We start from the raw sequence: 11773 nt of genomic DNA, 5'->3' as shown, positions 1-11773 counted from the left end.
ACCCACGGCCCAAGAAGGATCACGCGGAGCCAGTGGGGAAATCCCGTGTCCGCGGGGAGTTCTCATGTCCGCCAGTGCGTGGGTCATCAAGTCCGCCACCGGGGCAGTCGCCCTGACCGTTGACACATAGAGGCCGCTCACGGCCTGATGGTCTGGCGTACCACGCCAGACCATCGTCCCCTGCATCAAGCGGGAGGCCGACTGCCCGCCAGTCCTGAGATGCTGGAGAATGAGGCTGCGCAGCGGTGGAGCAGCCTGTCACGCCCGATCGACGACGCTGGCGAAAGGCAGTTCCCGATGCATCAGCCTCGTCGCGAGAAGGTGTTCTTGCCTGAGGTTAGCCGTCACCCTTAACACATTCCTGCTCTCCAGCCTCCACGTTACCTATGCCCCTGCTGGCACTTCGGGCGGTGGCGCTTCGGTTCCCGGGAGGCGGATTACAGCTTCGCAGCCACCTTCAGGGTGTGTACTGACCTCTACATTTCCACCCGCTTGCCGGATCGTGTTGGCCACGATCGCCAGCCCAAGACCACTACCGGGCATGCTGCGGGCACCGGGTGATCGCCAGAAACGCTCGAAGACGTGCGGTAGTTCGTCCGGTGGAATGCCCGGTCCTTTGTCTCGGACGATGAACGCTCCTGATGCGAGGTGCACGAGGACTTCGCCCTCTGGCGGGGAGAATTTCACGGCGTTGTCTAGTACGTTGACCAGCGCGCGCTCCAGGGAGGCTGGGTCGGCTTGGGTATACCAGGGAGCAAGCTTCGTGTTGAAGGTCAGGTGTGATCCCCGCAGTTTTACTCGCCCGAGGGCACGTTCGGCGACTTCGTGAACTGCGACCACCCTCAGGTTCACGCTTGTCGGTGCTGTGTCAGGACGGGAGAGCTCTTGGAGGTCACCGATCAGGGCCGTAAGCTCACTGATCTGAGCTCTGATCGATGCCAGGAGCTCTTCACGGGCCTTGGGTGGGAGCTGCCTCCCTGAAGATTCGCTCCGCATGAGCAACTCGATGTTGGTGCGTAGCGAGGTGAGCGGCGTTCGCAGTTCGTGGCCCGCGTCTGCGATCAGTTGTTGCTGTCGGTCGCGGGAAGTGGCCAATGCCTCGGTCATCGCGTTGAACGAGCTTGCCAGTCGGGCGATTTCGTCGTGGCCCTGGGTGGGGATCCGAATGTCGAGGTCCTCGGTACGGGCGATGTGCTCCGCGGTCTGGGTGAGCTGTTCGACGGGGCGCAAACCGGCGCGAGCAATGGCCAGACCGGCCGTCATGGCGCCGGCGACGCCTACTCCAGCGACGCCGAACAGCACTAGGGCGAGGGTACCGAGCGGTTTGCTCACCAGCGTCATTGGTTGCGCGATGGACACCGCGTAGGCATCACCGAGCCCTCGTGAAAGGTCCGTTCGTGATGTCGCGACGCGCATCACCGTTCCGTCCTCCGCAGTGGCGTCATGCAATACCGACTGGAGTACTCCTCGGGCAACGGCGCGGTCGCTCTCATCGACGTTGATCGCGGTGCTGCCCGGCGCAGTGCACACCGTTCCATCGGAGGTGACAACTTGGACGGTGTAAGGAGTGGGCGTCTTCGGAGATGTGTGGTCTGGCTGCTGCATCCATCCGCAAGTCCGCAGGAGCTCTTCGACGAAGGCAGGCGATGCCTGGACGTTCTTCAATCCGGTGTCGAGTTGGTTGCTCAACTGCTGACGGGTTACCAACCAGGCAGCTGCGGAGACCGCTGCTACCGCCACAGCAACGGCCAGAGCGGCGAGGAGTGCTAAGCGTGAGCGCAGCGCCAGGCGCCGAAGGTAGGGGATCATGCACGCCCCCCTGTGCGGCAGCCGATGGCTGGCCCTTGGGTTGCAGGCAGTGATGCAGGGGAACTCATTGGGCCAGTGTCCGCTGCCAAGATGAAGATTGCCTAAAGAGAAGCTGTGACCAGCCTAGAAGGGTTCCTCAGCCGAGGCCTGGCCGTAGACACCGCAGAGCAGGCATGGTGCCATCGCAGCTGAGGGGTGGCGCCCGAGTAGCGCCACCCCCTGGCGTCAGCCGTTGTTGTACATCAGTATTCGTCGGCAGTAGTTCGTTTCGCTGCCGTGGTAGAGGCATACCTCAAGCTTGTAGGTCTTGCCTTCCGGCAGGTTGTGAGAACCTCCGTCGCCGGCAAACGCCGTCGTGCAGTTCCCCTTCCCACCCGCGTGTATCCAGTAGATCGGAAGGGAGACGGGGCTGGCGTTTCCGTCGTAAACGGCTCCTGATACGGCCCAGCCGTCTTCTTCGATGTCGCAGACTTTGAAGATGTCGCCATTCTTCGTGAATTCGGCACGACCGCCGGGGTCTGCGTCGGTGGTGTAGAACGTGAGATCTGAGGCGTACGATTCTGTGCTCATGGTGAAGGCGAGTGCCGCAGACGCGGCTATCACACCTAAGGAGCGCGAAATCCTCAAAAGGGATCCCCCCATTTTGGCTGGATGGCCGCCAGTGACTGCTCGGGGCGTGCGACCATGCCTACCTATATTTTTCGGTTGGTCAAGATTTCCCCGGGGTTTCTACCTGAGATTTGAATGCACTTGGTAGCCGGGTTTAGGGTCGCTCGTCGTGAGTCATCTCGAAGAGCTGTGCGCGATTCCGAAATGACGCGCCCTGCGACTCGAATTATTCACGCTGAGGTGATTCGGTAATTCGAGTCGCAGGGAAGTCGCTTACCAATCTTTCGAGCCATCGTCTCTGATTTGGACGATGTCGCCGCTTCCCTTGTAGCTTCCGTGTCGGCCCGGGTAGACCCATTGGGTCAGCGTTCCCGGCACTCGGGCCCATGTTATGGTGAGCAGTTCCCGATGGTTGCATGTGTTGTGGTAGTACACCGTGGTGGACTCCCATCCGGAGTCGTCGTAGGACCAGTTGAAACAGCCAACTGTTCCTCGGTGCATACTGAAGGGCTGGACCTGGCCGGAACCGGAATCCGATGACGCCGATGCCGGGAACGCGCTCAATCCGAGGACGGTCACCGTGGCTGCCGCAGCCGCCCACAGTCGTTGAAGGCGACGTCGTCGCCCAGTTGCAGTTTCGCGATTCACCAAATTCCCCCTACTTCCCTCTTCAGCGTCATTAAGTGGAAGGTGAGACTTCCGCTTTGACCTTCCCCCCTGAGGAGCCCTGTCGGGCACTCCTGCGCACGCTCTCGCCCAGTGGCGGAGGTGCGGAGTTCGAATCCCTCAAGGCGATCACGATCCTGTCCCGAGGCGGATGCACTGGTCAACGGAATAATGGGACTAATGCTCGAAAGTCTAAAAAGCGCCCTTGGGCCTATCGCGGGTTGCGAAGCTCTCACTGTTTCCTGTAGAGCCTTGATCTCGATCCAAGGAAGGTTCTGCAGTGGGCCAGGAAGGACGCCATCAGGCGCATCCATGATGATTCAGCGAAGGCGCTGTGGGGTGCAGTCGCAAGAGAAGGCGATCCCCGAGTCGGCTGGCATGTGGGCGGAACCTCTGGGTGCCGTGGCGCGCGGGCTGCCCCTGACCCTGCGTCAGTCGCCGCTCGTCTCTTCCTAGAGGCCGAACGGTCCCGTCACCGCGTTGCTCAGTCGCCGTGGCATGGCCTTGCGTGACGCTGGGCTGTGCGTCGACGAATCCGGTAGGTCGCTCACTAGCAGAAGCTGATTCCCGAACACCGCTGTGACCAGCGCCGGTTGAGCGATAAATCCAATGCCGTCCACCTCGGAGCCAGGTGACTTCAGCAGTCCGGGGTGATGCAAGCCTCTTTCCGTGATTCTCGAAGTCATCCGCCCAGAACCTGACGTCGGTCCCGTTGTCGTCATCGCAGCCATGCTCCCGGCTCACTGCCTGCTCGCTGCTGACCAATGGCGCTGGAGGGGCCTGGAGGTCGCGATCGTCTTGGGGTCCCTGGATCCGTCGGTGCAGATCCTTGGCCGACTTCGTTCGAGTGGCGTGGTCCAATAGCGACCGACACTGTGACGGTTCCACGGCCGGATGGGTGGCTGACTGCCGCCGCATCGCGACGAGTTCACCCTTGGCGTTTCAGCCACCTTCGTGCAACGACACCCTCAACGGGCAGCTGGACCTGCAACAGCTCGGAGGACGCACGTTCGAGCGCATCGGCCGTCTGCGCAGCCCAGCGCATTCTCGCGATGGGTGCCGCAGTCTGGCACAACGACAAGGCTGGCACCCCGTCCTGCAGTCGGTGGTCGCGTTCGATCACTCAACAGGGGCTGTTCAGAAGACCGTGCAGCCCCGTCCCGAGGCCGTTATCCCAACAGAGAAGCGAGCCTGCATCATTCCTCCCTCGGGAGATTGCTCCTGTGGGTGCCGGTGAGCATCTGGAGGGCCAGGTGGTCCTTGCCTGCTTGGCGGAAGGTGTCGATGCGGTCCTCGTCGGCCCAGGCGAAGGCCGCGTCGATCAGGCGGTCGCTGCCGCCCTCGGCTAGGTCGGCCTCGGTGAGGCCGTGCCGCAGGTAGTTGTTGGTGTAGTTCGGCGTGGCGAGGGCGTTGCAGGCCAGGGCGCGGGCTCGGGCTCGGGCCGGGGCAGTCTCCAGTACAACTTTCAGTTCCGGGGCGAGCAGCGGGCCGTCGCCGAGGATCTCTCAGGCCTGGGCGGTGTGTTCGGGCATGACCAGGTAGGAGATGGCGCGGGCCGCCAGTTCGCCGGACAGCTTCAGCATCTTCGGGCCCAGCGCGGCCAGTAAACCCTGCTATCGGCGGTGATGCCGGCCTCGTCCAGCTCGTCGAGGTAGAGGGGCATCGCCGTGTACGGGCGGCTGTAGTCCTTCACCAGCGGGCCGTGGCTCACGCCGAGACCCACCAGGTAGCGGCCGGGCTACGCCGACTCCACCTGGGCGAGGCGGGCCGCGGACGTGGCGGCCTACTGCTGCCAGATGTTCAGGACGCTGGTGCCGACGACGATGCGGCGCGTCGCGCAGATCAGCGGGTTGGTTTGGTCGGCGGTGCTGTTGCCGCCGAGCCAAATGGCGCCGTACCCGAGTTCCTTCAGCTCGACCGCGGCCTCGTCCACTCCGCCGCGCCGAGCCGGGTCCTCCGAGCGCAGTTCGACCCTCCAGGCGCCGTACCGACCGACTCGCTGCCTCAGGGGAACTGTGCCGTGATCATCATGTCTCCGACCATTGCCGACCGGAGGGCGTCCCGGTCGATCCCCGCCGTGCCCTCAGTTTGTCGAACTGCCGTAAGACGTCGGACACGCACGATCCCGCCACGGTGGTGGAGGGCTCGTGCGTGTGTGAGCAGTTGGCGCACAGAAAGTGCGGATCAGGGCCTCGGCCAACTCCTGCTGGCGAAGACGGATTTCCGCGGCGGCAGGTCGTGCGGCAGCAGGTCCCGCTGGCAGCTGGTTCGGCCCTGATGGAGGAGCGCGCTGACGATCTCTCGTATTTCGTAGCGGCCCTGGTGGTCGCTGAACGGGGGAGGTGTGGCCGTCCGCGCGGCGATCACCGGCTCGATCAGTGCCAACTGCTCGTCGGCAGGTCGGTCTCGGAGGGCTTGCCTCGCTCACGGTGTCTAACCCATCACGCACCTGACCAGTTGGGATCCCGCAGTTGCAGTCATTCAGGTGATGACAGATCACCTATGAACTCGCCTGCCGCACTCACGGAGAGGGCGTTCACAGGAAGTCCTCAGAATCCTGATGCACAGTAGTGTGTGTGCATTCACATTCTTCGAGCACTCGTGACGACGAAGCGGTACCAACGACTGGTTTGCGCGCACTACTCGTAGGGGACGGTGCCGTAGCTGGGCCGCTGTCAGCAAGCCTTCGATCAGATGGTTGGCACGTGCGAACGTCTCCTGGCAGGGCCCTCTGTGAGGAAGAACGGCTTTGCCCCTCACCTGACGTCGTGGTCGTCGCCGGCACACCCTTCGCTGGCAACTTGGAGTCCGTCAGACAAGCTGCGGATCTCTTCCCCAACGTCGACCTCCTGTACCTGTCCATGGCCGACGAGCCTCTGCATGCCTGCGACGGCGAACAACTTGAGAGGGCTGCCGTCATGCGGTATCCGTTCTCTCTCGAACGAATCATCAAGTGCATGCGCGGCATGGCGACTTGTGACCGCCGTGAGAGGACTCTGCAGGTGGGTGATGTCACCTTGGACCCAGTGGCAGGGACGGTCATGCGCGCAGGTAACTACATTAGCCTCAGCGCGTCAGGTCGTTCCCTGTTGCACTGTCTTATGCGGAATCCCGCGCAATGGGTATCGCGAGACAGTCTACTCCGCGAGGTATGGGGTAGCGACTTCGAACAATCAACTGACTTAGTAGCGACGTACATGGGCTACCTGCATCGCCAGCTGGACTCCGAACGGGCGCAGTTGCTCTTTCGCGACCATTCACTGGGGTACATGATCAAGGCGGCGGACAGTTCATGATGCGTCGGCTCTCACTAGGTCGCCGGTCCGGACGGTCTTGGAAACTCCGCACGCGACTCGTGCTCACCAGTGTGTTGTTGACGGGGATTGCCTGCGTGATCGTCGGATCCGTTACCGCTATCTTCATGTGCCAAAATTTCTATACCCAGTTGGATGATCAGCTTCGTGGGATCGCAATGAGGGCGAGCGGGCACAGGATTTCGAACTTCCCTCCGCTCGATCCTCCCAAGGACCCGCTGGGCTTCATTCGAGGCCCAGGTCAACCTCCTGGAACGCTGGGAGTCCTCTTGGAGGGCAATGCTCCTGCCGAAGGCAGGGTGACGGTGAGCAACCCGTTTTCCCGACAGATCTCTGAGAAGCACTTGAGCAGGGCCGACCTTGCTCAGTTCGGAGCAATGTCTGAGAAGTTGGCCTATGATTTCCACACCATCGATACGAAGTCCTACGGTTCCTATCGAGTGCAGGAAGTCACGCTCCCTAATGGCGCGCACGCCATTGTTGGTCTGTCGACTGCAAACTTGGACGAGGCGCTAGTCCATCTCATTATCGCTGAGTGTGTCGTAACTGTGTCGAGTCTCGCTGCAGTCGCGCTGGTCGCTGCTGTGATCACCAGCAGGTCGTTGAGTTCCCTCCAGGGCGTCATCGCCATCGCCACGCAAGTTGCACGGCTTGACCTCCATCGCGGAGACGTACTCCTGCGAGAGCGGGTGCGCGAGGCCGATACCGATCGATGTGTCGAAACCGGCCAAGTCGCTGCCGCGCTTAACCGACTGATTGACCATGTGGCGTCTGCTCTTGAGGCTCGGCATGCTAACGAAGTGAAAATCCGCCAGTTTGTGGCAGATGCCAGTCACGAGCTGCGCACTCCATTGGCGTCCATCCGGGGATATGCGGAGCTGACTCGCCGCGGCGGCGAAGCCATGGGCAAAGACACTCGTTATGCTTTGACTCGCATTGAATCTGAGTCCGTCCGCATGACGGGACTCGTCGAGGACCTCCTGCTACTTGCACGCTTGGACGCTGGTCGCCCTTTGGCGAACGAAGACATAGACATCTCTCGCGTGGTGCTAAATTCTGTCAACGATGCCCGGGCAGCCAGTCCATCTCATTCCTGGAAGCTGCAGATGGGAACCTCCCCCATAATGCTTCGAGGCGACGAAGCCCGCCTCCAACAGGTCTTGACGAATCTTTTGTCCAATGCGCGAGTCCACACGCCCTCCTCAACAACCGTAACCACCCGGGCCGCCCAAGAGGGTAAATGGGCTGTCATCGAAGTCATGGATGACGGTCCGGGGATCGACGTGATGATCCAAGGGAAGATCTTTGATCGATTCACTCGCGGCGATGCCTCGCGTTCGAGAGGAAAAGGTGGAAGCGGCTTGGGGCTAGCCATCGCCCAGACGGTTGCTGAAGCCCACGGCGGCACCATCACCTTGCGCAGCAATCCAGGCAACACCGTGTTCAGAGTTTCCCTCCCTATCGACTCGGGGCAAGATAGGAACAGGGGCAACCCGCCGGTCGTTGATCAACGGTTGTAGTGCGGAGATAAGCCGCGATGGCGATGCGTTCTCAATTCAACATATCTGCAACTATGTGGTGTCAGTGATGGACAGCTGAATTCGCTGCACCGCAGTAACTGGCTCCCCACTATCAGAGCCGAACCGCTGTACCCCGTCATCAACCAGCAACTCACGTGCCCACAACTGAGCCCCCGGCACCGCGATCAGGTGCGCCCACTCGCCTCCCTGCGCCCGAGCTAGCAGCGCCCTTCGTGTTCGGTCCGCCAGCCACTCAGCTTGATCGACGCGCTGAGCGACAATCGTCAATTGGTAGACCAGGTGTGAGTCCTCTGACCTGTCCGCAAGCGGCGCCCCGCCGACTGGGCCACCTTGCGGATAGAGCACCGTGTACGGCAGCGAAGCCGGCTTCCTTCCGATGACCGGCAGCTGGCCAAGACCGCACGGCTTGCCCGTCGCCGCAGCCAGCATTGCCCGCAGAGCCTCGGTTACGCGCGCCCGGTCGATCACAGTGCCTCCGCAACCGTCCGCCCAAGGTCCTGCGCGAGCCGCGGTCCAAACCCTTGGACAGCCGGCCCCAGATGGGGGAACGGTGGTTGGTTGTAGTGGCGGCCCAGCGAATCAACACCGACGAACCCGAACTCCAACCGCCGGCCCTGCGGGGCACTCGTGCCCACCTCCGCGACGACCACCGGCCCAGCCCGGTGCACCTCGGACTGCCACGACGCCCGATACCGGCCAGTGACCACCCGCGGCCCCGGACGGCCCGACGCATTGCGCTGTACCTCAACCACCAGTGCCTTGGCGCTGTGCCGCATCGCCGTCTCCGCGGCCGCCAACGCAGCCACCGCACCACGGTCCAAGGCCCGAGCCAACTCGTCCGGATGCCGGAAACTCCCACCGCTCACCGTGCCACCGGCTTCCGATTGTGCTCTTCCAACCACACGGTCCGGAGCACCGGCACCGACGACACCTCACCGAGCGCCGACACCCGGTAGGAACGGCCCACCGCCTGCTCGTCACGAGCTTCCACGACCGCCACCGTGTCGCCCTCCCACACCTCAGGAGCATCCAGCGGCAACACCAGCCGGTAGCCGGCACGAACCTCCTCAACCCACGCGCCCTGGCGCGAGCCCCGACTCCGAATGCGCTCCTGATGGGCGTACAAACCCGCCCGGCCGTTGTGCACCACCATCGGAAGAGCAGGCACAAGATCGCCCGTCTCGACGTCGAGGACGTCCTTACCGCTGCACCGGGTGACCATCACCTTGTCCGGCATCAAGTGCCGATCCGCGAATCGGCCGACCGCAGAAAGGTCAAGCACCGGCAGCCCACTCCTTCAACTGCGTGAGCACTCCACGAGTCAATTCACCTGGCGCACCATCCAAGTCACTCCGCTCCAGGACCGCCTCGTCGAGCTTCCGCCAGTCCACCGTGTCCAGGAACCCGAGCACCACGTGCCGAAGGTCAGCAGGTTCCACACGCACCTCGGCAAAGCCATCGAACCCCACCCCACGCCTCCGACCGACGTACAGAGTGACTTCCGGCCCCTCATCCACGGTCTGCACGATGCGGTACGCCTCAACGACAGAAGCGACATTGCGACCGTCGACCTCGACCACTGCGTCCTCGCCGGGGGACGAGATGATGCGGACGCGACGAACGTCTGGGTGGTCCATGGTGCTCATGCCCACGACCCTAGGTGCGCGAAAAACACTTCCACTGGGCCGAACAGACCGACCGCAGCGACCTCGGCACGCTTGCTCACCCGGAACTCACAGCCAGCGGCCGGCCGGCCCACACGCCAGATCTACGACGTGCTTGCCGGTTCTCTCATGTGCCCATTGCCACCCTCACAGGGGTGGGGAGTGGCTAGGCGGTCTATCTCCTGCGGGGCAACCTCTGCGATCGGAGGGCCGTGCAGGAGAGTGATGTGGACGCCCTCCGGCCGGAGAGGGGAGAGATTGGCGCGGTGAGCGAACTCCCGGTAGGGGGCGAACAGCATGCGCCGCACCACTGCGGGGTCGGGCAAGATGTGCCAGTGGAGGTCCTCGCGGCCCTCGTGCCAGCGGTGTTACGACGGGGGAGAAGAAGTCCTTCACAACAATTCCCTTCGGGGCGTGACAGGTGTTCGCGCGGAAGCCTCGGTACGAGAGGCACGCCTCTCACCGGGGTGAGATACGTCCGGACGTGGATGTGGAGCGGGATCACGCTCGGGCACGTCTAGGGCCAGCCGACGGTGGAGGCCGCGAGCCACATGAGGCCCAGCCACCCACCGGCGAGTATGACGACAACCAGCAACAGGACTAGAAAGGTTGCCGCGCGTATCGGTGGGTCTGGTTCCGGGGGCTCCGGCGGAATGTGACCGTGAACGTGATCGGCGCGCAGACATTCCTGGCAACGGGGATGGTGCACCATCGTGTTGGTCCTCGGTGTGGTCATGCAGGGCCTAGCCAACGGTGGAGTTCGGAATCGGTGCCGACGCGTCAGTCCTGGCTGTTGAGTGATGTGGGTGCCGCGCAGAGGTTGGGCCGACAGCACCTACCGAATCCGGGTGAGCTTGCCGTCCGACGAACCGGGTGCAGTCGTCGACTCGTCGAGGAGCCCGAACTCCCACCCGCACGTGATCAGGTGGGCATTGTTCCTTGCACCCCACTTCTCCCGGAGGGCCTTGAGGCGCTTCTTGGCACCGTGTTGCGACACCTCGTGCGAATTCCGCTGTGCCATCTCGGCGTAGTCAGCCCCCAAGGCCAAGAGCCGCAGGAGCTCGGCATCAGCCGCATCGGCCTGCTGCGAAGGCTCAATACGCTTGGGGCGAGGCAACTGGTTCCGGACGTAGCAGCGGTGGACGAGGCACGCCCGGTCGGATACCACCATTTTCTGCTGCGCGTGCCGTAGTTGGCCGTCTACCGTGCCTTTGGCGAGGCGCAGTTTGACGGCGATCTCGCCGCCGGTCAAACCTCGCGCCACGAGCCCGGAGGCGCGGGCCTCGGAGGGCGAGAGGCTGTCGATCGGAGTGATATTCCTGGGCATTGAGAACCTTTCGGGTAGCACGTGGGTTCGCCGAGCCGCGCGGTCGGGCCGGTGCTCGCACGCTGGTCGGGGTGTGGGTCAGGCGTGGAGGAGCCAGCGAGCTCGTTCGGTATCCGGGACGACGCCGCGCTGCTGGCCGAGTTCGAACTGTGCGAGATGGGCGTAGTGCTGCACGACCTCCTGGCCCAACCGCGCTTCACCGACGGTGCTTTCGCAGAACCAGGCCGAGGCTTCCTCCAGCGTGCGGGGAAGGGACGGCGCCGTCGTGTCCCAGTAGGCGCTGCTGGCCTGCTTCGACGGAAGCGATGGGGTGCGGTCAAGACCGTGGGTGATCGCGGCGACGGCGGCGGCTGTCGCACGGTAGGGGTTGGCGTCGGCTCCGGGCACGCGCACTTCCAGGTGCAGGCCCTCGCCCCGGCCGACTACTCGCACGGCGCAAGTCCGGTTGTCCATTCCCCAGGCCATGGAGGTCGGGGCGAAGGAATGTGGCGCGTAGCGGCGGTAGGAGTTGGTGTTCGGCGCGTACAACGGGGCCAGCATTGGCAGCGCCTCGACGAGACCGGCGATGGCGTGACGGCCGGGAGCGGAAAGGTCGCCGTCGGCGGTCGCGAGTGCCGGTTTGTCGTCGCGCCACAGGGAGAGGTGGATGTGGAGGCCACTGGCCACACCGGTCTGTGGGGCGGCCATGAACGTCGCCGTCATCCCGGCGCGGGCAGCTAGTAGTGCTTGGTCAGGTTGGTATCGGTTCTGGCATGTCGCGGTGGCAGGTGGGGCAGGCGCCGGTCCAGAGCGCGAGGAGTAACTGCAGTTCGCGTGCGACCTGGTAGAGGCTCAGGCCGGCGC

9 protein-coding genes and 2 pseudogenes are annotated in these 11773 nt (G+C 63.5%); 2 read left to right on the top strand and 9 right to left on the bottom strand.

Going from position 1 to position 11773, the window contains the following annotated elements; translation table 11 throughout:
• Positions 1-384: 384 nt before the first annotated feature.
• From ACLJT4_RS41685 to ACLJT4_RS41670, 4 genes and pseudogenes are all read right to left on the bottom strand, one after another.
• Positions 385-1809 carry a sensor histidine kinase gene (locus tag ACLJT4_RS41685; RefSeq protein WP_411130349.1) on the bottom strand — a complete coding sequence of 475 codons (1425 nt, stop codon included), beginning with the start codon at positions 1807-1809 and terminating at the stop codon, positions 385-387.
• A 225-nt stretch (positions 1810-2034) separates the two neighbouring features.
• On the bottom strand, positions 2035-2379 hold the full coding sequence (locus ACLJT4_RS41680) for a hypothetical protein (RefSeq protein WP_411130348.1): 345 nt from the start codon (positions 2377-2379) through the stop codon (positions 2035-2037).
• A gap of 1901 nt (positions 2380-4280) precedes the next feature.
• Positions 4281-5092: pseudogene (locus tag ACLJT4_RS41675) on the bottom strand (TIGR03620 family F420-dependent LLM class oxidoreductase).
• 176 nt (positions 5093-5268) lie between these two features.
• Positions 5269-5469 carry a hypothetical protein gene (locus ACLJT4_RS41670; RefSeq protein WP_411130346.1) on the bottom strand — a complete coding sequence of 67 codons (201 nt, stop codon included), beginning with the start codon at positions 5467-5469 and terminating at the stop codon, positions 5269-5271.
• A 476-nt stretch (positions 5470-5945) separates the two neighbouring features.
• Here ACLJT4_RS41670 and ACLJT4_RS41665 point away from each other — a divergent pair, with 476 nt between their 5' ends.
• Together ACLJT4_RS41665 and ACLJT4_RS41660 are read left to right on the top strand one after the other, a co-directional pair.
• Positions 5946-6380, top strand: a complete 435-nt coding sequence (locus ACLJT4_RS41665) for a winged helix-turn-helix domain-containing protein (protein ID WP_411130351.1) — start codon at positions 5946-5948, stop codon at positions 6378-6380.
• Positions 6381-6439: 59 nt separating this feature from the next.
• On the top strand, positions 6440-7918 hold the full coding sequence (locus tag ACLJT4_RS41660; RefSeq protein ID WP_411130345.1) for a sensor histidine kinase: 1479 nt from the start codon (positions 6440-6442) through the stop codon (positions 7916-7918).
• A gap of 485 nt (positions 7919-8403) precedes the next feature.
• Here ACLJT4_RS41660 and ACLJT4_RS41655 read toward each other — a convergent pair whose 3' ends face one another.
• The 5 genes and pseudogenes from ACLJT4_RS41655 to ACLJT4_RS41635 form a co-directional block, all read right to left on the bottom strand.
• The gene (locus ACLJT4_RS41655) at positions 8404-8805 is read right to left on the bottom strand and encodes an HK97 gp10 family phage protein (RefSeq protein WP_411130344.1); all 402 of its coding nucleotides are present in this window, start codon (positions 8803-8805) and stop codon (positions 8404-8406) included.
• Positions 8802-9221, bottom strand: a complete 420-nt coding sequence (locus tag ACLJT4_RS41650) for a DUF6093 family protein (RefSeq protein ID WP_411130343.1) — start codon at positions 9219-9221, stop codon at positions 8802-8804. Before ACLJT4_RS41650 ends, ACLJT4_RS41655 begins: the two co-directional genes overlap by 4 nt.
• Positions 9214-9585, bottom strand: a complete 372-nt coding sequence (locus ACLJT4_RS41645; protein ID WP_411130342.1) for a hypothetical protein — start codon at positions 9583-9585, stop codon at positions 9214-9216. Before ACLJT4_RS41645 ends, ACLJT4_RS41650 begins: the two co-directional genes overlap by 8 nt.
• An 853-nt stretch (positions 9586-10438) precedes the next feature.
• Positions 10439-10930, bottom strand: coding sequence for a LuxR C-terminal-related transcriptional regulator (locus ACLJT4_RS41640; protein ID WP_411130340.1), 492 nt, complete (start codon positions 10928-10930; stop codon positions 10439-10441).
• 78 nt (positions 10931-11008) lie between these two features.
• A pseudogene (locus ACLJT4_RS41635) lies at positions 11009-11638 on the bottom strand (glutamine synthetase); the annotation flags it as partial.
• Positions 11639-11773 lie beyond the last annotated feature (135 nt).

The organism is Streptomyces sp. x-19, from assembly GCF_046549115.1.
Taxonomy (GTDB): domain Bacteria; phylum Actinomycetota; class Actinomycetes; order Streptomycetales; family Streptomycetaceae; genus Streptomyces; species Streptomyces albulus_C.
Note: the sequence above shows the minus strand (reverse complement) of the source record. Positions and strands in the feature narration are given on the sequence as shown.

Excerpts from the sequence above, each read along its gene's own strand:
- ACLJT4_RS41685 (WP_411130349.1), bottom strand. The coding sequence starts at position 1,809 with ATGATCCCCTACCTTCGGCGCCTGGCGCTGCGCTCACGCTTAGCACTC.
- ACLJT4_RS41680 (WP_411130348.1), bottom strand. The coding sequence starts at position 2,379 with ATGAGCACAGAATCGTACGCCTCAGATCTCACGTTCTACACCACCGAC.
- ACLJT4_RS41665 (WP_411130351.1), top strand. The coding sequence starts at position 5,946 with ATGGCCGACGAGCCTCTGCATGCCTGCGACGGCGAACAACTTGAGAGG.
- ACLJT4_RS41645 (WP_411130342.1), bottom strand. The coding sequence starts at position 9,585 with ATGAGCACCATGGACCACCCAGACGTTCGTCGCGTCCGCATCATCTCG.
- ACLJT4_RS41640 (WP_411130340.1), bottom strand. The coding sequence starts at position 10,930 with ATGCCCAGGAATATCACTCCGATCGACAGCCTCTCGCCCTCCGAGGCC.